The organism is Streptomyces sp. NPDC101393, assembly GCF_044767385.1.
Taxonomy (GTDB): Bacteria; Actinomycetota; Actinomycetes; order Streptomycetales; family Streptomycetaceae; genus Streptomyces.
In genome coordinates, this window is the sequence record NZ_JBIWNU010000007.1 from 144,716 (window position 1) to 171,474 (window position 26,759).

The following is a 26,759-nucleotide window of genomic DNA, read 5'->3' on the forward strand; positions in this document are numbered from 1 at the left end:
GACCACGACGTGAAGCAGCACGACGCGATGTACATCGACGGAAGCTGGCGGCCCGCGGCGGGCACCGGCACGATCGACGTCGTCAACCCGGCCGACGGGCGGATCATCGGCGCCGTCCCGGCCGGGTCGGCGCAGGACGTGGACGCCGCCGTACGGGCCGCCCGCGCCGCCCTGCCGGCCTGGGCCGCCACCCCGCCCGGCGAGCGCGCCGACCGGCTGAGCGCGCTGCGCGACCAGCTCGCGGACCGCGCCGAGGAGATCGCGCAGACCGTCACCGCCGAGCTGGGCTCACCCGTCGAGTTCAGCCGGATGGTGCACGCCGGTGTGCCGGTGGCGGTCTGCGGCTCGTACGCCGAACTGGCCCGCTCCCACGCCTTCGAGGAAAAGATCGGCAACTCCACCGTGCTGCTCGAACCGGTCGGTGTGGTGGGCGCGATCACCCCCTGGAACTACCCGCTGCACCAGGTCGTCGCCAAGGTCGCCCCGGCCCTCGCGGCGGGCTGCACCGTCGTGCTCAAGCCCGCCGAGGACACCCCGCTGGTCGCCCAGCTGTTCGCCGAGTGCGTCGACGCGGCCGGGATCCCGGCCGGGGTCTTCAACCTCGTCACCGGCCTCGGCCCGGTCGCCGGCCAGGCGCTCGCCGAGCACGACGGGGTCGATCTGGTGTCCTTCACCGGCTCGACGGCCGTCGGCAGGAAGATCGGCGCCCTCGCCGGTGCCGCGGTCAAGCGGGTCGCACTGGAGCTGGGCGGCAAGTCCGCCAACGTCATCCTGCCCGGCGCCGACCTCGCCAAGGCGGTCGGCGTCGGCGTCGCCAACGTCATGTCCAACTCCGGCCAGACGTGCAGCGCCTGGACCCGGATGCTGGTCCACACGGACCGGTACGCCGAGGCCGTCGAACTCGCCGCCACCGCCGTCGCCAAGTACGTCCCCGGCGAGCGGGTCGGCCCGCTGGTCAACGCCAAGCAGCAGGAACGGGTGCGCGGCTATATCGAGCAGGGCATCGCCCAGGGCGCGAAGCTGGTGGCGGGCGGCCCGCAGGCGCCCCTCGACACCGGGTACTACGTCACCCCGACCGTCTTCGCGGACGTCACCCCCGAGATGACCATCGCCCAGGAGGAGATCTTCGGCCCGGTGCTGTCGATCCTGCGCTACGAGGACGAGGAGGACGCCGCCCGGATCGCCAACGGCACCGCCTACGGACTCGCCGGCGCCGTCTGGGCGGGCGACGACGCGGAGGCGGTCGCCTTCGCCCGCCGCCTCGACACCGGGCAGGTCGACATCAACGGCGGCCGCTTCAACCCCCTTGCCCCGTTCGGCGGTTACAAGCAGTCCGGGGTCGGGCGCGAGCTGGGCCCGCACGGTCTCACCGAATATCTGCAGACGAAGTCGCTGCAGTTCTGACCGCGGGCCGGGCGGTGGGCGCGCGGTCCGCCCGCCGCTCACCCGCCCCGCCCCTCCGCCCGCCGCTCACCCGCCCCGCCCCGGAGCCTTCCCCTCTCGTTCCTCTCCGCCCTCCGCCCTCCGCACCGAGGAGATCCTGTGGTTCGCGCCGCCGTACTGCCCGCCGTCAACGCCCCGCTCCAGGTCACCGAGATCGATCTGCCGGAACCGGGCCCCGGCCAGGTCCGGATCCGGCTCGCGGCCGCCGGCGTCTGTCATTCCGACCTGTCGCTGTCCAACGGCACCCTGCGCCAGCCGGCCCCCGCCGTCCTCGGCCACGAAGGCGCTGGCACCGTCACCGCCGTCGGACCGGACGTGACCTCGCCGGCCCCGGGTGACCAGGTCGTCCTCAACTGGGCGCCTTCCTGCGGAAGTTGCCACTTCTGCGGATTGGCGGAGCCCTGGCTGTGCGCCAACTCCGGCCTCGCGGCGCACACGTCGTACGCCACCCTCGCCGCCGATGGCAGTGACCTCTACCCGGGTCTGGGCACCGCCGCCTTCGCCGAGGAGACCGTCGTCCCGGCGCATGCCGCGCTGCCCCTGCCGGAAGGGGTGCCGCTCACCGACGGGGCGCTGCTCGGCTGTGCGGTGCTCACGGGCTGGGGTGCGGTGCACCACAGCGCGCAGGTGCGGCCGGGTGAGTCCGTCGCGGTCTTCGGCGTCGGCGGCGTCGGCCTGGCCACGCTCCAGGCCGCACGGATCGCGGGGGCGGGCACGATCGTGGCGGTCGATGTCTCGCCGGAGAAGGAGGAGCTGGCCCGCTCGGCCGGTGCCACCGAATTCGTTCTCGCCGGGGACGACACCGCCAAGCGGATCCGCAAGCTGACCGGCGGCCATGGCGCCGACGCCGCCGTGGAGTGCGTGGGCCGCGCGGACACGATCCGTACGGCCTGGTCCGCCACCCGGCGCGGCGGGCGCACCACGGTCGTGGGGATCGGCGGCCAGGACCAGAAGGTGACGTTCTCCGCCCTGGAGATCTTCTACTTCGGGCGGACGCTCTCCGGCTGCGTCTACGGCAACAGCGATCCCGCGCGCGACCTCCCGATCATCGCCGGCCATGTGCGCTCGGGCGCGCTCGACCTCTCCGCGCTGGTCACCGAGCGGATCGGTCTGGACGGCATCCCGGACGCCTTCGACGCGATGGTGGCGGGCAAGGGCGGGCGTGCGCTGATCGTCTTCTGAGGGCGGCGCGGGGAGCGCGGAGGCCTGGGCGGGCCGGGGGAGACCAGGCCGGCGGCCCGCCCCAAGGGCCGGTAAAAAACTGAGGCTGCGCGGGCCGTTGACGGCGTACCGGCCGGTCGGTACGGTCACCCGACATCACGGCGCCGCCCCCCATCCTTCCCCGCACCCACCGGAGTGTGCACGCATGGACACGGCCCCCTCCGCGTCACCGGACCGCAGCAGCGCACCGCCCTCCACCCGCAACCGCCGCAAGGTCGCCACGGCCGCGGCGCTCGCCTCCGCCGTCGAGTGGTACGACTACTTCGTCTTCGGTATCGCCGCGGCCCTCGTGCTCGGTGACTCCTTCTTCCCCTCGGGCAGCGAGGCCGCCGGCGTGCTGGCCTCCTTCGCGACCTTCGCCGTCGGCTTCCTCGCCCGCCCCATCGGCGGCGTGATCGCCGGGCATCTCGGCGACCGGCGCGGCCGCAAGCCGATGCTGGTGCTCGCGCTGACCGTGATGGGGCTGGCCACCACCGGCATCGGCCTGCTGCCCTCCTACGACTCCATCGGGATCGCCGCCCCCGTCCTGCTGGTCGTCCTGCGGGTGCTGCAGGGCGTCGCGGTCGGCGCGCAATGGGGCGGCGCGATGCTGATGGCCACCGAATACGCGCCCGAGGGCAAGCGCGGACTGTACGGCTCGCTCGTCCAGCTCGGCGTCCCCATCGGCGTGGTGACCGCCAACTCGGTCTTCCTGGTGGCCGGTGCGGTCACCGATGAGCGGACCTTCGGCACCTGGGGCTGGCGGATCCCGTTCTTCGTCGGCGTCCTTGTCCTCATCCTGGCCCGCTACATCCACACCCGGGTGGAGGAGACCCCCGAATTCCGGGCCGCCGAGAGCGAGTTGTCCGCGGTGGAGAAGGCGGGCCGGGAGCAGCGCTCGCCGTTGCGGATGATCCTGCGCCACCACCTGGGCACGGTGTTGCTGGCCGGCGGCTCGTTCGCGGTGAACACCGCCACCTTCTACATCCTGGTCACCGGCGTCCTGGACTACTCCACCCGCGAACTGCACATGCAGCGCACCGCCGTGCTGACCGTCACGCTGCTGGTCAGCCTCACCCAGCTCGCCCTGATTCCGGCCGCCGCCGCCCTCTCCGACCGCTTCGGGAGGCTCCGGGTCTACGCCGCGGGCGCCGTCGGGCTGCTGATCTGGGCGGTCCCGATGTTCCTGCTCATCGACACCGCCTCGCTGGTGTGGATGGCGGTCGGCACCTTCATCGGCAGCTGCTTCCTGAGCATCATGTACGGCCCGCAGGCCGCCCTGTTCGCCGAGCTGTTCACCCCCGAGATGCGCTACACGGGCGCCTCGCTCGGCTACCAGATCAGCGCCATCCTGGGCGGTGGCCTCGCCCCCTTCGTCATGGTCCTGCTGCTGGAGGCGACCGGCACCTCGATGTCGGTGTCGGCCTACATCGTCGGGCTGTCCGTGATCGCCCTGGTCTCCATCCGGTTGCTGGCCCGCCGGGCGGCAGTGGCGGAAGGGGCGGCGCCCCGGGCCACGGTGAAGGAGGCGCCGGAGGGCCGTTAGGGGTGCCCGCCACGTCCCGTCTGCCGCGCGACGGCTGGTCCGTCCCGGTACCACCCGGTGCCGGGACGGACCGCCGCCGGGCGAGCGCCCACCACGGAAGCCGGTCAGCCGGGGGCCGGCGCCGGCGCTCCCACCCTGCGCAGTCGCGGGAAGGTCGGTGCCGCGGCGAGGAAGACCAGGGACACGAGGACGAACGGCCAGGTGAAGGTGTGGCCGCCGGACGGGGCGAAGACGGCGGCCATCGCCGCGCTCAGACCGGTGGCGGCGACCGCGCCGGCGAGGGCGTACGCCAGGCTCCACGCGTCCGCGACGAGAAAGACCCCGCACAGCGCCATCGCGACGAGTACCGCGTTGTAGCCCATCGTGCCCTCGGCCACCTGGTCGGCCGGGGCGCCCAGGGCCCAGGCGGTGAGGATGCCCACGGCGCTGCCCAGGCAGGCCATCAGCCCCACCCGGCGGCTGGCGGCGAAGATGCCGGCCAGGAAGATCAGGCCCACGTACCACTGCGGCATGAAGAAGATCTGCGCGAAGTTGGCGAAGAAGGCGTGCCACAGATCGGCCGGGCCGAGCGCCGTCGGGCCGCCCGCGGGCCGGGTGAGCGTGGCGAGTCCGGCACCGTGGTGCCAGACCCGCTGGAAACCGGGCGCGGCGATCGTCATCGCGCTCGCCATCAGGCAGTACGGCAGGGTGAAGGTCGGCAGGTCCCAGGTGGCGAATATGCGGGCGACGGCGCCGGTGACGACGGTGACCACCGCGCTCCCGGCGAGCGCGAGCAGCGCGGTGGACAGATGTCCCGCGCCGAGGAAGACGGCGAAGCCGACCGCCACCAGGCAGGCGTTGAACCCTTCGAGTCCGGCCGTGACCCGGTCCCGGTCCACGCCCAGCAGGCGGGCGGTGGCGGTGCCGACGGCGGTGCCCGCCAGTCCGTAGAGGCCGTACGCCCAGCCCGCGGTGAACAGCGCGACGGAGAACACCGCGCCGGTCAGCGCGCTCGGCAGGAAGTCGACCTGGGCCTGCCCGCGGAGCACCTGGACGGCGAAGCGTCCGTAACGCCCGGCGAACCGGCTGTTGTTGGCCGTGCCCGGTTCGCGCACGCCACCTCCCGCATCCCGCGACCGCCCCTGCCCGCCAGGGACTGATGCACTTTACATCTACCTGGTGGGGTGGTGAAACAGGGCGGTGGTCCGGTGTGCGGCCGGCCTGTCAGGTGCGGGGCGGTACGAGGTCCGGGTGGTGCAGCGCGAGGCCGTCGACCAGAGCCAGCAGCCCGCTCTCGAACGCGCCCTCGTCGACCTGGCGCTGATGCTCCGCCAGCAGGTGGGCCTGGCCCAGGTGCGGGTAGTCCGCGGGGTCGTAGGCCCCGGGGTCGTCCACGAACCCGCGGGCGAACGAGCCGAGTGCGGAGCCCGCCACGAAGTAGCGGACCATCGCGCAGATCCTGGTGGCCTGTGCGGGCGGCCAGCCCGCCTCGACCATGCCGCCGAAGGCCGCGTCGGCCATCTTCAGCCCGGCCGGGCGGCGGCCGGGTCCCTGGGCGAGGAACGGCACGATGTGCGGATGCGCGGCGAGCGCCGCGCGGTAGGAGCGGGCCCAGTCGAGCAGGCCGGACCGCCAGTCGCCGCCGGCCGTGAACGTCGATACGTCGACCTTCGCGATGACCGTGTCGGCGCACGCGTCGAGGATCTCGTCCTTGGTCGTGAAGTGGTTGTAGAGGGACGGCCCGCTCACGCCGAGCTCCGCCGCCAGGCGCCGGGTGGAGAGCGCCGGCAGCCCTTCCGCGTCGATGAGCGCCAGCGCCGTGGTGACGATGCGCTCGCGGCTCAGGAGGGGCTTGCGGGGTCGGGCCATGACGCACATAGTAGAGGCTGCCCGCCAAAAACTAGCAGTGCTAATTAAGAGGTCCGTGCCGCTCCGCCGCGGAGCCGTCCGCCGGATCACCTCGATCGCACTGCGCCCGTCCACAAGGGGCCCTGATGAATCTGGAGCTCAGCGAGGAGCAGGCCGCCGTACGGCAGCTCGCCAAGGACTTCGTCGAACGGGAGATATCCCCGCATGTGATCGCCTGGGACCGTGCCGAACAGGTCGACCGGGGCATCGTGAAGAAGCTCGGCGACCTCGGCTTCCTCGGCCTGACCGTCCCCGAGGAATACGGCGGCTCCGGCGGCGACCACCTCGCGTACACCCTGGTGACCGAGGAGCTGGGACGCGGGGACTCCTCGGTCCGCGGCATCGTCTCGGTCTCCCTCGGCCTGGTGGCCAAGACCGTCGCGAGCTGGGGCGACGAGGACCAGAAGCGCGCCTGGCTGCCGCGGCTCACCTCCGGCGAGGCGCTCGGCTGCTTCGGCCTCACCGAACCGGGCACCGGCTCCGACGCCGGCAACCTCACGACCCGTGCGGTCCGCGACGGCGGCGACTACGTCATCGACGGCACCAAGATGTTCATCACCAACGGCACCTGGGCCGACGTCGTGCTGCTCTTCGCCCGCACCGGCGGCGAGCCCGGCCACAAGGGCATCAGCGCCTTCCTCGTCCCCACCGACACCCCCGGCCTCGAACGCCGGGAGATCCACGGCAAGCTCGGACTGCGCGGCCAGGCCACCGCCGAGCTGGTCCTGGACGGCGTACGGGTGCCCGCGAGCGCCCTGCTCGGCCCCGAGGGCAAGGGCTTCTCGGTCGCGATGTCCGCGCTGGCCAAGGGCCGGATGTCGGTCGCGGCCGGCTGCGTCGGGATCGCCCAGGCCGCCCTCGACGCCGCGCTCGGCTACGCGGGGCAGCGGGAACAGTTCGGCAAGCCGATCGCCCGGCACCAGCTGGTGCAGGAGCTGATCAGCGATATCGCTGTGGACGTGGACGCCGCCCGCCTGCTGACCTGGCGGGTCGCCGATCTGATCGACCGCGGGCAGCCGTTCGTCACCGAGGCGTCCACGGCGAAGCTGTTCGCCTCCGAAGCCGCGGTGCGCGCCGCCAACAACGCCCTCCAGGTCTTCGGCGGCTACGGCTACATCGACGAATACCCCGTCGGCAAGCTGCTGCGGGACGCCCGCGTGATGACCCTGTACGAGGGCACCAGCCAGATCCAGAAACTCGTCATCGGCCGTGCGCTGACCGGGGTGTCCGCCTTCTAGCCCGCGCCCGGGAAGCCGCCGCGCCCGCCTCCCCGGCCGCCCGTCCGCGAGGATCCGTCCCGCACAGCCCCTAAGCGCTTGCTCAGGGGCGCGGTATGGTGTTCGATCCGTCAGAGGAAGGTCCCTGGCGGATCGAGGAGCGGGGTAGGCGATGGGTGCGGAGGCGGCGCGGGCGGCAGAGGCCGACGACGAATGGGCCGATGTGGCGCCGGATGCCGCGCGGCGACTGGTCAGCGCGGCCGTCGAGGCGTTCGCCGAACGCGGCTACCACGCCACCACCACCCGCGACATCGCCGGCCGGGCCGGCATGAGCCCCGCCGCGCTCTACATCCACTACAAGACCAAGGAAGAGCTGCTCTACCGCATCAGCGGCATCGGCCACGAGAAGGCGCTGCGCATCATGGGCGCCGCCGCAGAGGCCCGGGGCAGCGCCACCGAACGCCTCGGCGACGCCGTGCACACCTTCGCCCGCTGGCACGCCGAGCACCACACCACCGCCCGGGTCATCCAGTACGAACTCCAGGCGCTGAGCGCCGAGCATCTCGCCGAGCTGACCGACCTGCGCCGGCGGACCGACCGGCTGCTGCGCCAGATCATCCAGGACGGCGCGGACAGCGGCGAGTTCCAGGCCGACGACGTCCCGGGCACCACCCTCGCGGTGCTGTCGCTGTGCGTGGACGTGGCGCGCTGGTTCTCCGCCGACGGCCCGCGCACCCCGGACCAGGTCGGCGCGCTCTATGCGGGGCTGGTGCTGCGCATGGTGGGCGCGGACGGCGGGTGACGCCGGGCGGCGCAGCCCCGGGCCGCACCCGAGGTGCGCCGGCGCTGCGCCCGCCGTGTCAGAGGTAGAAGCGGCTGACCGACTCCGCGACGCAGACCGGCTTGTCGCCGCCCTCGCGCTCGATCGTCACCGTCGTCGTGAGCTGGACGCCGCCGGACACCTCGGTGACCTCCGCGATCTTCGCCGTGGCGCGCAGCCGGGAGCCGACGGGGACGGTGGCGGGGAAGCGCACCTTGTTGGTGCCGTAGTTGATGCCCATCGTCACGTTGTCGACGCGCATCAGCTGCGGAACGAAGGCGGGCAGCAGCGACAGCGTCAGATAGCCGTGCGCGATGGTCGTGCCGAAGGGGCCGGTGGCGGCCTTCTCCTGGTCCACGTGGATCCACTGGTGGTCGCCGGTGGCGTCCGCGAACAGGTCGATCCGCTTCTGGTCGATCTCCAGCCAGTCGCTGGTGCCCAGGTCCTCGCCGACCGCGGCCCGCAGCTCGTCGAGCGATCCAAACACTCGGGGCTCTGCCATCTCCGTCTGCCTCCTTGGGATCCGTACGCTCAGCCACGCTTACTAAGCGCTTGCTCAGCATGCTGAGTGCGGACCCCCGGTGTCAACGCCTGCGGAAACCGCGGCGCCAGGTCTTTCGTCCAAGGTGGGCCGGACCGGGCGCCGGGCCCCGCGAGCCCGGCCGTGCCCCGACGGCAGGGCCTAGTGTGGACGGGTGCCCCAGCTTCCGTACAAGGTCCATGAACTGTCCGTCGGCCAGCTCTCCGCCCGGAGCGGCGCCGCGGTCTCCGCGCTGCACTTCTACGAGTCCAAGGGGCTGATCACCAGCACCCGGACCTCCGGAAACCAGCGCCGCTACACCCGTGACGCGCTGCGCAGGGTCGCCTTCGTCCGGGCGGCGCAGCGCGTGGGCATCCCGCTCGCGGTGATCCGCGATGCCCTGGCCGAGCTGCCCGACGAGCGCACCCCCAACCGCGCCGACTGGGCCAGGCTCTCCGAGGTCTGGCGCTCCGAACTGGACGAGCGGATCAGCCAACTCGTCGAGCTGCGCGACCGGTTGACCGACTGCATCGGCTGCGGCTGCCTCTCGCTGGAGAAGTGCGCGCTGTCCAACCCCTACGACAACCTCGGCGAACAGGGCCCCGGCGCGCGGCGGCTGCGCGTCGACCGGACCGTGAAGGACCCGGCGCCGGCCCCCGGGGGCGACGCACCCGGGGGCGAGTGACCGGCGCCGGGCCCCGCTGCCGCCGCGCGTCACGGCCTGCCGGCAGGCGCCGTCACCACAGCTCGGGCTTGCGGCCGATCCACGGGCGGGCCGCCTCCAGCTGCGCGGACAGCGAGAGCAGGGTGGCTTCGTCGCCGTAGCGGCCGCCGAGCATCACACCGAGGGGCAGCCCGTCGGCGTTCCACTGGAGCGGGATGCTCACGGCGGGCTGTCCGGTGGCGTTGTAGAGCGCGGTGAACGGCGTGAACGCCCCGATGGCGGCGAACTCCGCCTGCGGGTCGGCGTCGTCCCGCAGCGCGCCGACCGGTACCGGGGGCCGGGCGACGGTCGGCGAGAGGATCACGTCGTAACCGCCGGGCGGCATCAGGCCGTCGGCGAGGGTCTGCGCGAGCATCCGGAACGCGTACTGGGCGGCGGCGAAGTCCGTGCCCGAGACCTCGGCGCCACGGGCGCGCAGATAGCGGGTGAGCGGCATCAGCAGCTCCTCGCCCTCCGGCGGCACCGGGCGGTTCGCGGCCATGACCGACCAGACGCGGGTGAAGGCGTAGCGGATACCGTCGTCGGCGGGCAGCGCCAACTCCTCGACCTGATGGCCGAGTTCACCGAGCAGTGCGGCGGTATCGGCGGTCGCGGCGCGGCAGTCGGGGTGGATCTCCACGCCCGGGATGGGCGCGTCGGTGAGCACGGCGACGCGCAGCCGCCCCGGGGCGCGGCGGGCGTATCCGGCGAAGGTGTCACCGGGCGGCAACGCCGGTGCCGTATACGGGTCGCCGGGCATCGGCCCCGCCAGGACGTCCAGCAGCGCGGCCGCGTCGGCGACCGTACGGGCCAGCGGGCCCGAGGTGCTCAGACCCGTGATGTCGTGCAGCACCGGGCCGCTGCTGACCCGGCCGCGGCTGGGCTTGATGCCGAACAGCCCGCAGACCGACGCGGGGATACGGATCGAGCCGCCGCCGTCGCTGGCGTGCGCCACCGGAGCCAGGCCGCCGGCGACCGCCGCGGCCGCTCCGCCGCTGGAGCCGCCCGCCGAACGCTGCAGGTCCCAGGGGGTTCGGGCGGGCGGCGCGAGGCCGTTCTCGGTGTAGCAGGGCAGCCCGAATTCGGGGGTGTTGGTCTTGCCGAGCAGGACGGTGCCGGCCGCGCGGAGCTTGCCGGCCACATGGTCGTCGACGGTGGGGACGTGGTCGGCCAACGCCCGGGAGCCCATCGTGCAGCGCACGCCCGCGACCTGATTGAGGTCCTTCACCGGCACCGGGACACCGTGCAGCGGCGGCAGTTCACGGTCCTCGCGGCGCGCGGCCGCCGCCTCGCTCTCGGCCTCCGCGGCCTGCTTGCGGGCGATCTCCGGGGTACGGGTGAGGAACGCGCCCAGGACGTCGTCCAGCCGGTCGATCCGTGCCAGATAGTGCTCGGTCAGCTCGACGGGGGAGAGCTCACCGGACCGGATCGCACCGGCCTGTTCGAGCGCGGTCAGATCGTGCAGTTCGGGCATGGACGGTCCACCCTCTCGTGCGGTGCCCGCGCGGCCCTGCTGCCGTACGGGCCGTACGGGCCGGCGCCCGCGCAGGTCACGCGGTGCGCGATCAGCCCGTGAACAGTTGTTTCAGCTTGAGGGTCAGTTCGTAAAGACCGTAGGCGAACGGGGCGCCCACCCACAGCCAGGCGAGGGTGAGCAGCAGGGTGCGGCGGGTGGTCACCGGTCGGCTCCCTTCGACGGGGCGGGGGCCTCCTGCGCGGCCGGCGCCGGGGACGGTTCGTGGTGGCGGGGGTGCACGGGGCGGACGAGTTCGTTGGCGACGAAGCCGACCACCAGCAGGCCGATCATGATGAAGAAGGAGGTGGAGTACAGGTCGGGACCGCTGCGGCCGGCGGACTTCTGCGCATCGGCGATGGCGTTGACTATCAGCGGACCGAGGACACCGGCCGTCGACCAGGCGGTCAGCAGCCGGCCGTGGATCGCGCCGACCTGATACGTGCCGAACAGGTCCTTCAAATAGGCCGGGACGGTGGCGAACCCCCCGCCGTAGAAGGAGAGGATCACCACCGCGCAGCCGATGAACAGTGGCGTGGAGGAGTTCCCGGCCAGCGCGATCAGCAGATACATCAGGGCGCCGACGCCGAGGTAGAGGCGGTAGATGTTCTTGCGCCCGGCGAGGTCGGAGGCCGAGGACCAGACGAACCGGCCGAGCATGTTGGCCAGCGAGAGCAGCGCGACGAACCCGGCCGCGGCCGAGACGCCGACCGGTGCGGAGGAGCGGCCGAAGAAGTCGGACAGCATCGGGGCGGCCTTCTCCAGGATGCCGATGCCCGCGGTGACGTTCATGCACAGCACGACCCACAGGCACCAGAACTGCGGGGTGCGCAGCGCGCTGCGGGCCGAGACCTGGGCCGAGGTCACCAGCGGGCGCGCGGCGCCGGCCGCGGCGGGCCGGGCAGGCGGCCGCCAGTCGTCGGCGGGTACGCGGACCAGCAGCACCCCGAGCGTCATGAAGACGGCATAGACGAGGCCCATCACCAGGAAGGTCCGGGCGATCCCCGACGCGTCCGCGCCGAGGCGCTCCAGCAGCAGCGTCGACCAGGGGGAGGCGATCAGCGCGCCGCCGCCGAAGCCCATGATGGCGATGCCGGTGGCCATCCCGGGGCGGTCCGGGAACCACTTGATCAGGGTGGAGACCGGGGAGATGTAGCCGATGCCCAGGCCGATGCCGCCGATGAAGCCGTACCCCAGCACGATCAGCCAGTACTTGCCGGTGGCGGCGCCCAGGGCGGCGACGAGGAAGCCGGCCGAGAAGCAGACGGCGGAGACGCACATCGCCCAGCGCGGGCCGTTGCGTTCGACCAGGGTGCCGCCGAAGGCGGCGGAGAGGCCCAGCATCACGATGGCCAGCTGGAAGGGGAGCGCGGAGGCCGTGCCGGACAGCTGGAGGGCGGACTCCAAGGGGGGCTTGAAGACGCTCCAGGCGTAGGCCTGGCCGATGGCCAGATGGATGGACAGGGCGGCTGGCGGGACGAGCCAGCGGCTCCATCCCGGCGGCGCGACGGTACGGGAACGGGCGAGCGCGAGCATGCGGCGGAACGTACATCGTTCCGCTACGTCCGGGAAGGCCGCAGGCCGAACCTCCGTGCCGCGGCGACCAGTTCGGCGTTGGAGGCGGCCGGAGTGCCGTCCGGGAGCAGCAGGGTGTCCTCTATGCCGATCCGGCCCGCCAGTCCCCGTTCGCCCGCCAGCCGCAGCACGGGCCAGGCGCCGCCGTCCTCGCCGTGCAGCAGCACCGGCGGGCGGGGCCCGGCGGGGGCCGCCGCGGACAGGGCGGCCAGCAGCGCGCGGGCCGTTGCGGCCGCCGTCCGCGCGTCGGTGTCCCGCACCTCGGCCAGCACGCGCAGCACCCGGGGAGCCGACACGGACCGGGCGAACAGCTCGGCCCCGGCGCTCCCCGACCAGATGCCGGCCTCGACGCCGATGCCGCGCTCCAGCAGCGCGGCGGCGACCGACTCGGCCCCCGGTTCGTGCCAGTTGACCGAGGCGTGATCGGGCAGCACCGTCCAGGAGGCGACACGCGCCGCCCTGCGCCCGGGGTCGGGCTCCGCCCACGCGCCGGTCGTCACCCCGACCGGGACGTCCACCACCGCGCGTATCGCCTCCAGGGCCGGCCCCACCACGCGCGGTGAGAGGGAATCGCGGCCGCACGGGGTCTTGGGGTGGACATGGATGTCGTCGGCGCCGGCCGCGACCGCCTGCCGCGCCGCCTCGGCGAGCGCGGCAGGAGACATCGGCACCGCCCCGGAATCCGCCGCGGTCCGGGGCCCGTTGAGGCACACCTGAAGCATGCGGCCATGATGACAGGGGGGTCTGACAACGCCCCGGAATGAGGGCTCTCCGGGCCGTTGCCGCCCCCTGCACCGCTCAGGCCGCCGCGAACACTCCCGCTCCCCGGGCCCGTCCGGCGGCGGTGAGCGCCTCGGACGTCAGCACGGACGCCGGGGCCATCACCCCGCACTCCCGGCACGCGGGCCCGGACGCCGGGTCCCCGGCGGGCTCCGGGAGCCAGGTGAAGCGGGTGCCGCCGCACACCGGGCAGTCGCGGCGCGGCCGTCCGGACTCCATGGCCGCGATCATGCTGCGCAGCACGACCGCGAGCCGGGCCGCCGGGTGCCGCTGGGGTGACTCGCACGGCACGATGTCACAGCCGCCCCAGGTGCGCCGGTGCCAGTCGTCGATCGCACTGGGCTGCCGGATGCCGTCGTGCTTCTCCCGGCGGCGCCGGGCGGCGAATTCCTTCTCGTACGCGAGCCAGAGGGCGCGGGCTTCCTCCAGCTCGGACAGGGCGGCCACCAGCCGCTCCGGATCGGGGTCGCGGTCCTGTGTCGCGAACCCGGCCCGGGTGCACAGGTGGTGCCAGGTCGCGCGGTGACCGTAGGGGGCGAAGCGTTCCAGGCATTTGCGCAGGGCCGTACGCCGCTGAGCTGCGACGAGGCGTGGATTGCGGACCTGTTCCGCGAGGGCTCTGAAACCGGCCATTTTCTTCCCACCTCCGTGGGGAGGATCCGACTGGACAGAGAAGGGACGTATGCCGCCGCCTCCTGGATCCATCGAATTTTCGTGCGGTTCCGCGCGCGGCCCGCAGCGGGTTACGCCTGGCGGCTGGTGTGGCTGTTGTGGCGATTGCGGCCGTTTTCTCCTCGCCCGCCGCCGTGGACCCTGATGTCATCGGGCCGACCCCTGTGGGGAATTGGAAAAGGTGACTGTTGTTCATCTTCCGGTGGGGGTTAACCGCCGGTAACGTCCCGCCCACCTTCCCCAAGCTCTTGAAGGGCAGGGGGACCCCTCCTCGAGGAGCAGGAATGCGACGACGTACCGGAAGGCTCAGGACCGCTTCGGCGGCGGCCCTGTTCGCCCTGGGTGCCACGTTCTTGGCACCGCCCCCCAACGCGGCAGTGGCCGCCGCACCGACCGAAGCCACCGACTACTGCCAGGGCCGGTGCGCCGACATCCTGCCGCCCGGCGCCACCGGAAACGCCACACTCGTGGAGATCCTCGGCAACAAGGTCTTCGGCACCCACCCCGCGCACACGACCGACCAACTCGCCCCGTACGGCGCGCTGGCGAGCGGCTACCAGTCGCTCACCGACGACACCCTCGGCAACTTCTTCAACGACGCCTCCTTCGGCGTCCCCGAGGACCAGGTCGGCAAGGTCACCGCGCCGCGCGACGACGTCACCATCACCCGCGACAAGAAGACCGGCGTCCCGCACATCAAGGGCACCACCCGCTACGGCACCGAATACGGCGCCGGTTACGCCGCGGGCCAGGACCGGCTCTGGCTGATGGACCTCTTCCGGCACATCGGACGCGGTGAGCTGACGTCCTTCGCCGGCGGCGCGCTCGCCAACCAGGGCCTGGAGCAGCAGTTCTGGCCGTCGGCCCCGTACACCGAGGCCGATCTGCAGGCCCAGGTCGACCGCATCCGGGACACCAACGGCCCGCGCGGCAAGCAGGCCATGGAGGACGCCCAGGCCTACGTCGACGGCATCAACGCCTACCGCGAGAAGTCCAAGAACGGCCGCTACTTCCCCGGCGAGTACGTGCTCACCGGGCATGTCGACGCGATCACCAACGCCGGTGAGATCCAGCCCTTCAAGCTCACCGACCTGATAGCGCTGGCCTCCGTCGTCGGCGGCCTCTTCGGCAACGGCGGCGGCGGAGAGGTCCCCTCGGCCCTCGCGCTGCTCTCCGCCCAGCAGAAGTACGGCGTCGAGAAGGGCACCAAGGTCTGGGAGTCCTTCCGCGAGCGCAACGACCCCGAGGCCGTGAAGACCCTGCACGACGGCAGCAGCTTCCCGTACGCGGTCAAACCGGACAAGGCCAAGGGCACCGCGCTGCCCGACCGGGACTCGGTCACCTCCGAACCCCTGGTCTACGACCGCACCGGCGCCGCGGCGGCCAAGAGCAAGGCGCTGCCCCAGGATCCGGTCAAGGCGCCGAAGAAGTACCGGAAGCTGGAGGGGATGTTCAAGGACGGGGTGCTGCCGAAGGGCAGTTTCGACCCCACCCAGCACCGCGGGATGTCCAACGCCCTGCTCGTCTCGGGCAAGCACTCCGCCAGCGGCAACCCGGTCGCCGTCTTCGGGCCGCAGACCGGCTACTTCGCGCCCCAGCTGCTGATGCTCCAGGAGATCCAGGGGCCCGGAATCAGCGCCCGCGGCGCCTCCTTCGCGGGCGTGGGGATGTACGTCCAGCTCGGGCGCGGCCAGGACTACGCCTGGAGTGCCACCTCCGCCGGGCAGGACATCACCGACACCTTCGCCGTCGACCTGTGCAACGCGGACGGCTCGAAGCCCACCAAGGACTCCACCTCCTACCGCTACGACGGTGCCTGCGTCCCGATGGAGAAGCTGGAGCGCACCAACTCCTGGAAGCCCACCATCGCCGACCCGACGGCGGCCGGCTCCTACCGGATGCAGGTCTTCCGGACGAAGTACGGCACCGTCACCCACCGCGCCACCATCGACGGCAAACCCGTCGCCTATACGGCGCAGCGCTCCACCTACCGCCACGAGGCCGACTCGATCATCGGCTTCCAGATGCTCAACGACCCCTCGTACGTGCGGGACGCGGCCACCTTCCAGAAGGCCGCCCAGCACATCGGATACGCCTTCAACTGGTTCTACGCCGACTCCCGTGACATCGCCTTCTACAACAGCGGACTGAACCCGGTGCGCAACCCCGACGTCGATGCGGCGCTGCCGGTCAAGGCGGACAAGGCGTACGAGTGGAAGGGTTACGACCCGCAGAACAACACCACCGACTACACGCCCCCCGAGCAGCATCCGCAGTCCGTCAACCAGGACTACTACATCTCCTGGAACAACAAGCAGGCCAAGGACTACGACTCGGCGGGCTTCGGCAACGGTCCGGTGCACCGCGGCAATCTGCTCGACGACCGGGTGCGCGCGCTGACGAAGGACGGCGGGGTGACCCGTGCCTCGCTCACCCGCGCGATGTCCGAGGCCGCCGTCACCGACCTGCGCGGCGAGGACGTGCTGCCCGAACTCCTGCGGGTGCTGCGCAGCAAGCCCGTGACCGACCCGAAGCTGCAGACCGCGGTGCAGCAGCTGGAGGCCTGGCGCAAGGACGGCGCGCAGCGCCGCGAGACCGCCGCGGGCTCGCACACCTACACCCACCCGGACGCCGTACGGCTGATGGACGCCTGGTGGCCGCTGCTGATCGAGAAGTCCTTCAAGCCGGGGCTGGGCGGTGACCTCTACGACGCGCTGGGCGCCAACCTGGCCATCGACGAGGCGCCGTCGGCGGGCCATGGCCCCACCGGGGCGCACGCCGGATCGGCCTTCCAGTACGGCTGGTGGAGCTACGCGGACAAGGATCTGCGGTCGGTGCTCGGAGACGAGGTCAAGGGCCCGCTCGCGCAGAAGTACTGCGGTGACGGCGACCTCGCGACCTGCCGTGACACCCTGCTGACCACCCTCCAGCAGGCGAACGGCAGGACCGCCGAGCAGGTCTACCCGGGCGACGAGAGCTGCAAGGCCGGCGACCAGTGGTGCGCGGACGCGATCATCCACCGCGCGGTGGGCGGTCTGACCCACGACACCATCAGCTGGCAGAACCGCCCGACCTACCAGCAGGTCGTGGAGTTCCCGGCCCACAGGTAACGGCGCAGGACCGAGTGCGAGGCAGGCCCCGGGCACCCGCCCGGGGCCTGCCTCGCGCCGTTCCGGCGGGAGTTATGCTGCACAGTCCTGAATTCCGGGGGAGCGGAGCGGGGGAGTGGGAGGCGAGTGGGGACGCATGGCCTTATCAGGTCCGCAGCAGTACCCAACGGCGCTGCTTGACACGACGATGGACCAGTTGCGCACGCTGATCGTGGTGCGGGAGACGGGGACGGCGCTGGGTGCCGCTCGCCGGCTGGGCCGCGAACAGTCCAGTGTGCAAAAGCAGCTGGACACCATGAACCGCACCTTCGCCGCGCTGTGCGGCGAGGAGCTGGTGCTCAAACAGGGGCGGGGCAGGGACGCCCTGTTCACCGGCACCGGCGAGGCGGTGGTCGAGCTGGCGCGGCACACCCTCGGGGTCTGGTCGGACGGCGTGCACGACGCCCGGCGGCGGCTGGGCCACACGCTGTCCGTCGGCACCACCCGCTACACCCTCGGTTTCCTGCTGGACGCGGTGGAGCGGGTCGGCGAGGAGTTCGAGCGGGACGGCGTGGATCTGAAGGTCACCCATGTCCGCACCGGTGACCTGTTCGCCAGACTGCGCTCCAAGGAAGTCGATCTGGTCTGCGGCAGCGTCGTGGTCACCGCCGCGGACGAGGCGGAGCTGCTGGCGCCGTATGAGGTCATGGAGTGGCGCCGCAGCGGGCTGTCCCTGCTGACGAATCTGCCGCCCGAGCGGCTCCCGGGCACCTCCTTCGCCGCCCGTGACCTGCCGCGGCTGCCGCTGGTGGTCTCGGCCGGCGGTCTCATCGCCCGCTTCCTGAGCGCGTCGTACGGCGTCGACTACCGTCAGAAGCTGAACGTCGCCGCGGAGATAGAGGCCGCGAACTACGGCTTCGAGCTGCTGCGTTCGGGCGTGGTGAGCGGCGCGATGCTGGTCACGCGGGGCATCGGGGAGGCGGCCGCCGGCGGGAAGCTTCCGGAGGCGGGCGGGCTGCGGACCCTGGAGCTCGTCGGGCAGGCGGGGCCGCGGGCCGAGGTCCTGGTCGGGGTGTTCACCCGGCGCGGCGAGCGGTCTTCGTACGGGCCGGGGCATCCGCTCGGGCTGCTCTGGGACGCCCTGTCACAGGAGAGCGAGCGGTGGTGGTTCCGGGCCTGAGCGGCGGTCGAGGGCGGGGGAGGCGGGACCGCGCCCGGCCCCCCGGCCCCGACCGTCGTGCCTCTCAGGCCAGTTCGCGCTCGCGGGTCTCCGGCAGCGCCAGCACGCACACCAGCGAGATGACGGCCATCGCGCTGACGTACCAGCCGACCGAGGCGGAGCCGAACGCCGACTGGAGCCTCGTTGCGACCAGCGGGGAGACCGCGCCGCCCAGTACGCCGCCCAGGTTGTAGGCGAGCGAGGCGCCCGAGTAGCGCACCGTGGTGCCGAACAGCTCCGGCAGATACGCGCCCATCGGGCCGTAGACCACCCCCATGCAGAAGAGCGCGCCGCCGATCCCCAGGGCGATCAGCACCGGCTGTTCGGTGTCCAGCAGCGGGAAGAGGGCCGGCCCCCAGACGGCCGCGAGTCCGCAGCCGGTGAGGATCAGTTTGCGGCGGCCCGCGCCGTCGGAGCGGGTGGCGGCGAGCCAGGTGCCGGCCGCCAGGAAGAGGCAGGCGACGAGCGAGAGGCCCAGCATGGTGTTGCGGGAGACGCCGAGGGTGCCGGTGGCGTAGGAGAGGCAGTAGGTCGTCGCGGTGTAGAAGAGGCCGTACGCCACGATCATGCCGCCCGCGCCGAGCAGCAGTTCGCGCGGATACCGGCGGAACACGTCGAGCGTGGGGACCTTGCTGGCCTCCTGGGCGTCCATCACCTTGGCGAAGACGGGCGTTTCGCTGATCCGCAGCCGCACGAACAGTCCGACGCCGACCAGCAGGAACGACAGCAGGAACGGCACCCGCCAGCCCCACGAGCGGAACGCCGCGTCGTCGAGCACCGACGACAGCAGCCAGAAGACCCCGGTCGCCGCGAAGAAGCCCACGGACGGCCCGAGTTGGGGGAAGGCGGCATAGAGCCCGCGGCGTTTCCTCGGCGCGTGCTCGACGGCCAGCAGTGCCGCGCCGCCCCATTCGCCGCCCAGGCCGATGCCCTGGAGGAAGCGCAGCGCGATGAGCAGCAGCGGGGCCCAGATCCCCAGCGTGCCGTAGCCGGGGAGCAGGCCGACCAGGGCGGTGGACAGACCCATCATCAGCAGCGAGGCGACGAGCACGGACTTGCGGCCGACCCGGTCGCCGAAGTGCCCGAAGACCACCGAGCCGAGCGGCCGTGCGGCGAACGCCACCGCGTAGGTGGAGAACGACGCGAGGGTGGCGTTGACCGGGTCGAGCGTCGGGAAGAACGCCTGGTTGAGGACGAGGGCGGCGGCGGTGCCGTAGATGTAGAAGTCGTAGAACTCGATGGCCGTCCCGATGAACGAGGCCACCGCCACCCGGCGCAGGCTCTCGCCGCTGCCACCGCCGTCCGGCTCAGGCGTCCTGCCCGGCGCCTGGGCCGATGCCGCCGCCGCTGTCCTTGCCGGTGTCTTCGCCGGTGTCGCGTCACTCTGCACGAGCCGAACTCTCTTGCTCGGTGTAGGGGGCAGTCAATACGGGGAATGCCCTGTCTCGGGAATTGAGACAGGGCGGGCCGTACGGGAGCCGTGGGGTGCGGGTCTACGGACGGTAGTGCAGGTGGTGGCGGCGGACGGCCCGAAAGCGCCGGAGGCCGTCCTGCCAGGCGCCGACCACCTCGTCCGTCCCGGCGCCCGCGTCGATCATCGTGCGCACCCGGGACGAACCCGTCAGCCGGTCGATCCCGTTGTCCGGCCGCCAGGCGAAGCCGCTCCAGACCTTCTTCGCCGTCACCAGCAGGCCGATCCCGGTGCGTACCGGATCGAAGGACTCGCGGTCGTGGACGTGCAGTTGGACGCCGCCGACGGTCTTGCCCTGGAACTTGGAGAAGGTCGGCGCGAAGTACGCCTCCCGGAAGTGCACGCCCGGCAGCCCCAGTTCGCCGGCCGCGGCCGCCCACCGGGCGTCGATGCCGTCCGCACCCAGGAGTTCGAAGGGCCGGGTGGTGCCACGCCCCTCGGAGAGGTTGGTGCCCTCGAACATGCAGGTGCCCGCATAGACGAGCGCGGTGTCGGCGGTGGGCATGTTGGGGCTGGGCGGCACCCACGGCAGCCCGGTCGCGTCGAAGAAGTCGCCGCGCCGCCAGCCGGTCATCCAGACCGTCTCCAACGGCACCGGCCGCCCGGCGGCCTCCGGCACGAACTCGCGGTTGAAGAGCAGTGCCAGCTCCGCCACCGTCATCCCGTGCGCCTGCGGGATCGGCTCGCGGCCCACGAACGACGCGTACTTCTTGTCCAGCACCGGACCGGTGGCCGAGCGGCCGGTGACGGGGTTGGGCCGGTCCAGGACCACGAACCGCTTGCCCGCGAGGACGGCCGCCACCATGCAGTCGTAGAGCGTCCAGATGTAGGTGTAGAAGCGCGCGCCGACGTCCTGGATGTCGAAGACGACGGTGTCCACGCCGGACTCGGTGAAGACGCGGGCGAGTTCCTTGCCGCTCTTGTTGTACGTGTCGTAGACCGGCAGCCCGGTGGCCGGATCGTCGTAGCGCCCCTCCGAGCCGCCCGCCTGGGCGGTGCCGCGGAAGCCGTGCTCGGGGCCGAAGACCGCGGTCAGCCGCACCCGGTCGTCGGCGTGCATCACATCCACGATGTGCCGCACCTGCGGTGTGACGCCGGTGGGGTTGGTGACGATGCCGACCCGGTGGCCGTCCAGCAGGCGGTAGCCGTCGGCGGCCAGCAGGTCGAAGCCGGTGCGCACCGGCCGTCTGCCCGGGGAGGGGCGTGCCGCGTGGGCGGGGCCGGTGCTCGCGGCGAGGGCCGCGCCGGCCGCTCCGGTCGCCGCCAGCTGTCCGAGCAGAACGCGTCTCGACAGGGCCATGCGCACACCTCCGTGATCGGGGACCGATCGGGGTCCGGGTGGTGCTCGTGTGGTGCCCGCGCGCCGCGGGTGTCGTGCGCACGCTAACGTGCGGCGGCCCGCTACGGAACGCACCCTGCCGTTGCGGGGCCGATCCGGCTCCGCCGCCCCTTCCGCTCGGACATACCGACTGGTTAGTCTGCCTGACAGCCGAGACGAGCGATCGAGGGAGACACCGCGTGGAAGCCGTACGGGACAAGGCCGTGGTCGTGACCGGGGCGGGCGGAGGGATCGGCGCCGCGCTGGCCCGCCGGTTCGCCGCCGAAGGCGCCCGCGTCGTGGTCAACGACCTGGACGAGGCGAAGGCCAAGAACACCGCGGACGAGATCGGCGCCGTCGCGGTCCCCGGCGACGCCTCCACCGTCGTCCCCGCCGCCCGCGACGCACTCGGCGGGGCCATCGACATCTTCTGCGCCAATGCCGGGGTCGGCACCGGCGGCGGGCCCGAGGCGTCCGAGGACGCCTGGGCGCTGGCCTGGGACGTCAACGTCATGGCACACGTACGGGCCGCCCGCGAGCTGATCCCCGGCTGGCTGGAGCGCGGCAGCGGCCGCTTCGTCTCCACCGTGTCGGCCGCCGGCCTGCTCACCATGGTGGACGCCGCTCCGTACAGCGTCACCAAGCACGGCGCCTACGCCTTCGCCGAGTGGCTCTCGCTGACCTACCGTCACCGCGGGATCGACGTGCACGCCATCTGCCCCCAGGGCGTACGCACCGACATGCTCGCCGCCACCGGGGCCGCCGGGGACCTTGTCCTGACCCCCACGGCCGTCGAGCCTGCCGATGTCGCCGACGCGCTCTTCGCCGCCATGGCCGACGGCCGCTTCCTGGTCCTGCCGCACGCCGACGTGGCCGACTACTACACCGCCCGCGCCGCCGACCCCGACCGCTGGCTGTCGGGCATGAACCACCTCCAGCAGAAGCTGGAGAAGGCGCAGGGCCGGGAGTCCTGAACGGCCCGGGGCGGCGCTCCGGACGGGCCCGGACCGCCGCCCCCACCGCGGGACAGCTCCCGCAGCAACGACCAGGCGATCAGGCGATCAGGAAGAAAGGGCCGCACCCCGATGACCTCCTACCAGGACAAGCCGTGGCTGGCGCAGTTGACCGACGCCCAGCGCGCACCCGTCCAGCCGCCCCCCTCGCCCCTGCATGCCTTCCGGGACGCGGTCCGCCGCGCCCCCGACCGCACGGCGCTCGCCTACTTCGACGGCCGCCTCTCCTACGCCGAGACCGACGCGCTCTCCGACGGCATCGCCGCCCACCTCGCCGCGCGCGGCTTCCGGCGCGGCGACCGGGCCGCCGTCATGCTGCAGAACTCCCCGCACTTCGTGCTCGCGCTGCTCGGCGTCTGGAAGGCGGGCGGCGTGGCCGTGTCCGTCAACCCGATGTACAAGTCCGCGGAGATGCGGCACATCCTGGAGGACTCCGGGGCCACCGCCGTCCTGTGCGCCGACCGGACCTGGGACGGCTTCCTGCGTGCCACCGCCGCCGACATACCGTCCGTACGCATCGCCCTGACGGCCTGCGAGGCGCAGCTGCAGACCCGGGACGACACCCGGGTGCTGCGCGGCGAGCGGCTCGGGCCGCGGGAGGGCGCCGACGACCTGCTGACGGCGGCACGCACCGCCGGCGCGATACGCGCGGTCCCCGACGACCCGGAACTCACCGCCGATGACATCGCGCTGATCAGCTACACCTCCGGCACCAGCGGCACGCCCAAGGGCGCCACCAACACCCACGGCAACATCAGCTACAACGCCGAACGCCAGCGCACCGGCCTCGGCCTCCCGGAGGGCGCCACCTACTTCGCGCTCGCCCCGCTCTTCCACATCACCGGCATGGTCTGCGAACTGTCCGCCTGCATCGCGGGCACCGGCACCCTCGCGCTGGCCTACCGCTTCGACGCGGGCGTCGTCCTGGACGCCTTCCTGGAGCACCGCCCCGCCTACACCGTCGGCCCCTCCACCGCCTACATGGCGCTGATGGCCCACCCCGGCGTCAGCCGCGACCACTTCGCCTCCTTCCGGACCATGTCCTCGGGCGGCGCGCCGCTGCCGCCCGCCCTGGTGGAGAAGTTCCGCACCGGCTTCGGCCCGTACATACACAACGGCTACGGCCTGACCGAGTGCACCGCGCCCTGCGCCAGCGTCCCGCCGGGCAGGGAGGCGCCGGTCGACAAGGTCTCCGGCACCCTCGCCGTCGGTGTCCCGGGTCCCGACACCGTCGTGCGGATCATCGACGAGAACGGCGACGACCTGCCCTTCGGCGAGCAGGGGGAGATCGCGGTGCGCGGGCCGCAGGTCGTCCCCGGCTACTGGCGGCAGCCCGAGGCCACCGCCGAGGCCATTCCGGACGGCGAGCTGCGCAGCGGCGACATCGGCTTCATGGACACCGACGGCTGGCTCTACGTCGTCGACCGCAAGAAGGACATGATCAACGCGTCCGGCTTCAAGGTCTGGCCACGCGAGGTCGAGGACGTCCTCTACACCCATCCCGCGGTGCGCGAGGCGGCCGTCGTCGGCGTGCCGGACGCCTACCGGGGCGAGTCGGTGAAGGCCTATGTCAGCCTGCGGCCGGGCACCGCACCGCAGCCCGCGGAACTGACCGCCTACTGCAAGGAACGGCTGGCCGCCTACAAATATCCGCGGGAGGTGGAGATCCTGCCCGAGCTTCCGAAGACCACGAGTGGCAAGATCCTCCGACGGGAGCTGCGCCACCGCGCATGACCCGACCGCGTACGGAAGAAGGACAGGTGAGGGCGATGGCCGGCACGAAGGACGGCAACGGCAACGGCGGCAGCAAGCCCGTGGCCCAGCGGCTGCTGGCCACCGCCACCAAACTCTTCGCCGATCAGGGCTACGACCGGACCTCCGTCCAGGAGATCGTCGATGCGGCGGGCGTCACCAAGGGCGCTCTCTACCACTACTTCGGCTCCAAGGACGATCTGCTGCACGAGGTCTACGGCCGGGTGCTGCGCCTCCAGCAGGAGCGGCTCGACCACTTCGCGGACTCCGACGCGCCCGTTGAGCAGCGGCTGCGGGACGCCGCGGCGGACGTCGTCGTCACCACCATCGACAACCTCGACGACACCAAGATCTTCTTCCGCTCGATGCACCACCTCGGCCCCGAGAAGGACAAGCAGGTGCGCGCCGAGCGGCGGCGCTACCACGAGCGGTTCCGGGCGCTGATCGAAGAGGGCCAGCGGACCGGGGTGTTCGCCGCCGACATCCCCGCCGACCTCGTCGTCGACTACCACTTCGGCTCGGTGCACCACCTCGGCACCTGGTACCGCGAAAAGGGCCCGCTCACCCCCCAGCAGGTCGCCGACCACCTCGCCGATCTGCTGCTGCGCGCGCTGCGCCCGTAGCCCGACCGGCACACCGCACACCGGAGCCCCGCGGCCGACGGCCGCGGGGCTCCGGTGTGCCGGGTGAACCGCCTACAGGTACTTCTTCAGCTCACGCCGGGCCAGCGAGCGCTGGTGCACCTCGTCGGGGCCGTCCGCGAGCCGCAGCGTCCGTGCGCCGGCCCACAGCTCCGCCAGCGGGAAGTCCTGGCTGACGCCGCCCGCGCCGTACAGCTGCACCGCCTGGTCGAGGATGTCCACGACCGTGCGCGGGGTGGCGATCTTGATGGACTGGATCTCGGTGTGCGCGCCCTTGTTGCCGACCGTGTCCATCAGCCACGCGGTCTTCAGCACCAGCAGCCGCAGCTGCTCCACCGCCACCCGGGCGTCCGCGATCCACTCCTGGATCACCCCCTGCTGGGCGAGCGGCTTGCCGAACGCCTCCCGGGACACCGCGCGGCGGCACATCAGCTCGATGGCCCGCTCGGCCATCCCGATCAGCCGCATGCAGTGGTGGATCCGGCCGGGGCCCAGCCGGGCCTGGGCGATGGCGAAGCCGCCGCCCTCCTCGCCGATCAGGTTCGCGGCCGGCACCCGCACGTTGTCGAAGACCACCTCGGCGTGCCCGCCGTGCCAGTAGTCCTTGAAGCCGTAGACCTGCATGGCGCGCTTCACGTGCAGGCCGGGGGTGTCCCGTGGGACCAGGATCATCGACTGCTGACGGCGGATGTCGGAGCCGTCGGGGTCGGTCTTGCCCATCACGATGAAGATCTGGCACAGCGGGTTCATCGCCCCGGAGATGTACCACTTGCGGCCGTTGATGACGTAGTCGTCGCCGTCCCGCTCGATCCGCGTCTCGATGTTCGTCGCGTCCGACGACGCCACCTCGGGCTCCGTCATCGCGAACGCCGACCGGATCTCACCGGCCAGCAGCGGCTCCAGCCACTGCTTCTGCTGCGCGTCGTTGCCGAACTGCGTCAGCACCTCCATGTTGCCGGTGTCCGGCGCCGCGCAGTTCAGCGCGGTCGGGGCCAACTGCGGGCTGCGGCCGGTGATTTCCGCCAGCGGCGCGTACTGCAGGTTCGTCAGCCCCGCGCCGTGCTCCGCGTCCGGCAGGAAGAGGTTCCACAGGCCCTGGCGGCGCGCCTCGGCCTTGAGGTCCTCGACGATCGCGGGGGTGTCCCACGGGGAGGCGAGCTCCTCGCGCTGCGCGTGCACGGTTTCCTCGGCCGGCAGGACGTGTTCGTCCATGAACGCCAGCAGCTTCTCGCGGAGTTCTTCCGTCCGGGCGTCGAATGCGAAGTCCATGAGGTGCTCAGCCTTCCTTGAGGGTGGTGAGTCCGTGGTCGATGAAGACGGGGACGAGCTCGCCGATCTGGTCGAACCCGGCGCCGACGGTCTGGCCGAGCGTGTAGCGGTAGTGGATGCCTTCGAGGATCACCGCGAGCTTGAACCAGGCGAAGGCCGTGTACCACGCGAGGGCGGAGACGTCCCGGCCGGAGCGTGCGGCGTAGCGCTCGATCAGTTCGGCGGGGGAGGGGTGGCCCGGGGCCCCGCTGGTGGTGCTCACCGGCGACTCGGGCAGCCCCAGGTCCGAGCTGTACATCACCAGCAGGCCGAGGTCCGTCAGCGGGTCGCCGAGCGTGGACATCTCCCAGTCCAGTACGGCCCGGATGGTGTCGTCGGAGCCGACCAGGACGTTGTCGAGGCGGTAGTCGCCGTGGACGACGGTCGGCGCGGGCGAGGCGGGCAGCGCCCGGCCCAGGGACTCGTGCAGCTCGTCGATCCCCGGCAGCTCGCGGTTCTTGGAGGCGCTCAGCTGCTTGCCCCAGCGCCGCAGTTGGCGCTCCAGGAAGCCGTCCGGGCGGCCGAAGTCGCCCAGCCCGACGGCCTCCGGGTCGACGGCGTGCAGGTCCACGAGCGTGTCGACCAGCGAGAGGACCACCGCGCGGGTGCGGTCCGCGCCCAGCGGCCGCAGCTGACCCGCCGTCCGGTACGGCGTCCCCTCCACCAGCTCCATCACGTAGAACGGCGCGCCGACGACCGACTCGTCCTCGCACAGCAGCAGGGTCTGCGGCACCGGTACCGGCGTCTCGTGCAGTGCGCTGATCACCCGGTGCTCGCGCCGCATGTCGTGCGCGGTCGCCAGGACATGGCCCAGCGGCGGCCGCCGCACGACCCAGGAGGAGGCGCCGTCGGTGACGCGGTAGGTGAGGTTGGACCGCCCGCCCTCGATCAGCTGTGCGCGCAGCGGCCCGCCTGTCAGGCCGGGCCGTTCCCGGTCCAGATGCGCGCGCAATCGCTCCAGGTCGAGGCCGGGAGGTGTGTCCTGGGCCTCGTCCTGCGGGGGAGGGGTGCCCTTGCTCATCGTGCTCCTCCGTGGGGAGTGGACGTCGGTCGATCGGTCACTGGCACGATC

Annotated in this window: 22 protein-coding genes; 11 read left to right on the plus strand and 11 right to left on the minus strand. The window is 72.3% G+C overall.

Annotated elements, in window-relative coordinates:
* The first annotated feature begins 9 nt into the window (after positions 1-9).
* The 3 genes from ACIRQ7_RS22885 (at position 10) to ACIRQ7_RS22895 (ending at position 4,189) form a co-directional block, all read left to right on the plus strand.
* A complete protein-coding gene (locus tag ACIRQ7_RS22885; RefSeq protein WP_404264679.1) occupies positions 10-1,404 on the plus strand; it encodes an aldehyde dehydrogenase family protein in 1,395 nt (464 codons plus the stop codon).
* Between the two features lie 138 nt (positions 1,405-1,542).
* Positions 1,543-2,625, plus strand: a complete 1,083-nt coding sequence (locus tag ACIRQ7_RS22890) for a Zn-dependent alcohol dehydrogenase (protein ID WP_404264680.1) — start codon at positions 1,543-1,545, stop codon at positions 2,623-2,625.
* 184 nt (positions 2,626-2,809) lie between these two features.
* Positions 2,810-4,189 carry an MFS transporter gene (locus tag ACIRQ7_RS22895; RefSeq protein WP_404264681.1) on the plus strand — a complete coding sequence of 460 codons (1,380 nt, stop codon included), beginning with the start codon at positions 2,810-2,812 and terminating at the stop codon, positions 4,187-4,189.
* A gap of 104 nt (positions 4,190-4,293) precedes the next feature.
* Here ACIRQ7_RS22895 and ACIRQ7_RS22900 read toward each other — a convergent pair whose 3' ends face one another.
* Together ACIRQ7_RS22900 and ACIRQ7_RS22905 are read right to left on the minus strand one after the other, a co-directional pair.
* A complete protein-coding gene (locus ACIRQ7_RS22900; protein ID WP_404264682.1) occupies positions 4,294-5,283 on the minus strand; it encodes an urea transporter in 990 nt (329 codons plus the stop codon).
* Between the two features lie 109 nt (positions 5,284-5,392).
* Positions 5,393-6,037, minus strand: coding sequence for a TetR/AcrR family transcriptional regulator (locus tag ACIRQ7_RS22905; protein WP_404264683.1), 645 nt, complete (start codon positions 6,035-6,037; stop codon positions 5,393-5,395).
* 125 nt (positions 6,038-6,162) lie between these two features.
* On the opposite strand from ACIRQ7_RS22905, the gene ACIRQ7_RS22910 reads away from it, so the two are divergent.
* On the plus strand, positions 6,163-7,314 hold the full coding sequence (locus tag ACIRQ7_RS22910; RefSeq protein WP_404264684.1) for an acyl-CoA dehydrogenase family protein: 1,152 nt from the start codon (positions 6,163-6,165) through the stop codon (positions 7,312-7,314).
* A gap of 151 nt (positions 7,315-7,465) precedes the next feature.
* The gene (locus tag ACIRQ7_RS22915) at positions 7,466-8,095 is read left to right on the plus strand and encodes a TetR family transcriptional regulator (protein ID WP_401473680.1); all 630 of its coding nucleotides are present in this window, start codon (positions 7,466-7,468) and stop codon (positions 8,093-8,095) included.
* Between the two features lie 58 nt (positions 8,096-8,153).
* Here ACIRQ7_RS22915 and ACIRQ7_RS22920 read toward each other — a convergent pair whose 3' ends face one another.
* Complete coding sequence (locus ACIRQ7_RS22920) at positions 8,154-8,615, minus strand: MaoC family dehydratase (RefSeq protein ID WP_404264685.1); 462 nt, start codon at positions 8,613-8,615, stop codon at positions 8,154-8,156.
* 193 nt (positions 8,616-8,808) lie between these two features.
* Here ACIRQ7_RS22920 and soxR point away from each other — a divergent pair, with 193 nt between their 5' ends.
* A complete protein-coding gene (gene soxR / locus ACIRQ7_RS22925; protein WP_404264686.1) occupies positions 8,809-9,318 on the plus strand; it encodes a redox-sensitive transcriptional activator SoxR in 510 nt (169 codons plus the stop codon).
* A gap of 52 nt (positions 9,319-9,370) precedes the next feature.
* Here soxR and ACIRQ7_RS22930 read toward each other — a convergent pair whose 3' ends face one another.
* The 4 genes from ACIRQ7_RS22930 to ACIRQ7_RS22945 all read right to left on the minus strand — a co-directional run bounded on the left by ACIRQ7_RS22930 (position 9,371) and on the right by ACIRQ7_RS22945 (position 13,837).
* Positions 9,371-10,810 (minus strand): amidase, encoded by a 1,440-nt coding sequence (locus ACIRQ7_RS22930; protein ID WP_404264687.1) that lies wholly within the window; start codon positions 10,808-10,810, stop codon positions 9,371-9,373.
* A 201-nt stretch (positions 10,811-11,011) separates the two neighbouring features.
* On the minus strand, positions 11,012-12,385 hold the full coding sequence (locus ACIRQ7_RS22935) for an OFA family MFS transporter (protein ID WP_404264688.1): 1,374 nt from the start codon (positions 12,383-12,385) through the stop codon (positions 11,012-11,014).
* 23 nt (positions 12,386-12,408) lie between these two features.
* Positions 12,409-13,146, minus strand: coding sequence for a 3-keto-5-aminohexanoate cleavage protein (locus ACIRQ7_RS22940; protein ID WP_404264689.1), 738 nt, complete (start codon positions 13,144-13,146; stop codon positions 12,409-12,411).
* A gap of 76 nt (positions 13,147-13,222) precedes the next feature.
* Positions 13,223-13,837, minus strand: coding sequence for a hypothetical protein (locus ACIRQ7_RS22945; RefSeq protein WP_401473662.1), 615 nt, complete (start codon positions 13,835-13,837; stop codon positions 13,223-13,225).
* A gap of 323 nt (positions 13,838-14,160) precedes the next feature.
* Between ACIRQ7_RS22945 and ACIRQ7_RS22950 the strand changes: the two genes are divergently transcribed.
* Together ACIRQ7_RS22950 and ACIRQ7_RS22955 are read left to right on the plus strand one after the other, a co-directional pair.
* Positions 14,161-16,986, plus strand: coding sequence for a penicillin acylase family protein (locus ACIRQ7_RS22950; RefSeq protein ID WP_404264690.1), 2,826 nt, complete (start codon positions 14,161-14,163; stop codon positions 16,984-16,986).
* 187 nt (positions 16,987-17,173) lie between these two features.
* Complete coding sequence (locus ACIRQ7_RS22955; protein WP_404264691.1) at positions 17,174-18,145, plus strand: LysR family transcriptional regulator; 972 nt, start codon at positions 17,174-17,176, stop codon at positions 18,143-18,145.
* Between the two features lie 64 nt (positions 18,146-18,209).
* Here the strand turns inward: ACIRQ7_RS22955 and ACIRQ7_RS22960 are convergent, their stop codons facing one another.
* Both ACIRQ7_RS22960 and ACIRQ7_RS22965 read right to left on the minus strand, forming a co-directional pair.
* The gene (locus ACIRQ7_RS22960) at positions 18,210-19,574 is read right to left on the minus strand and encodes an MFS transporter (protein ID WP_404264692.1); all 1,365 of its coding nucleotides are present in this window, start codon (positions 19,572-19,574) and stop codon (positions 18,210-18,212) included.
* 103 nt (positions 19,575-19,677) lie between these two features.
* Entirely contained in the window at positions 19,678-20,955 is a 1,278-nt protein-coding gene (locus ACIRQ7_RS22965) for an exo-beta-N-acetylmuramidase NamZ domain-containing protein (protein WP_404264693.1), read from the minus strand.
* A 218-nt stretch (positions 20,956-21,173) separates the two neighbouring features.
* Between ACIRQ7_RS22965 and ACIRQ7_RS22970 the strand changes: the two genes are divergently transcribed.
* From ACIRQ7_RS22970 to ACIRQ7_RS22980, 3 genes are all read left to right on the plus strand, one after another.
* A complete protein-coding gene (locus ACIRQ7_RS22970; protein ID WP_401473647.1) occupies positions 21,174-21,947 on the plus strand; it encodes an SDR family oxidoreductase in 774 nt (257 codons plus the stop codon).
* A 111-nt stretch (positions 21,948-22,058) separates the two neighbouring features.
* Positions 22,059-23,720, plus strand: coding sequence for an AMP-binding protein (locus ACIRQ7_RS22975; RefSeq protein ID WP_404264694.1), 1,662 nt, complete (start codon positions 22,059-22,061; stop codon positions 23,718-23,720).
* Between the two features lie 35 nt (positions 23,721-23,755).
* Entirely contained in the window at positions 23,756-24,361 is a 606-nt protein-coding gene (locus ACIRQ7_RS22980; RefSeq protein ID WP_401473642.1) for a TetR/AcrR family transcriptional regulator, read from the plus strand.
* Between the two features lie 72 nt (positions 24,362-24,433).
* On the opposite strand, the gene ACIRQ7_RS22985 is transcribed toward ACIRQ7_RS22980, so the two are convergent.
* Both ACIRQ7_RS22985 and ACIRQ7_RS22990 read right to left on the minus strand, forming a co-directional pair.
* Positions 24,434-25,648 carry an acyl-CoA dehydrogenase family protein gene (locus ACIRQ7_RS22985; RefSeq protein WP_401473639.1) on the minus strand — a complete coding sequence of 405 codons (1,215 nt, stop codon included), beginning with the start codon at positions 25,646-25,648 and terminating at the stop codon, positions 24,434-24,436.
* Between the two features lie 7 nt (positions 25,649-25,655).
* The gene (locus ACIRQ7_RS22990; protein ID WP_404264695.1) at positions 25,656-26,708 is read right to left on the minus strand and encodes a phosphotransferase family protein; all 1,053 of its coding nucleotides are present in this window, start codon (positions 26,706-26,708) and stop codon (positions 25,656-25,658) included.
* Positions 26,709-26,759 lie beyond the last annotated feature (51 nt).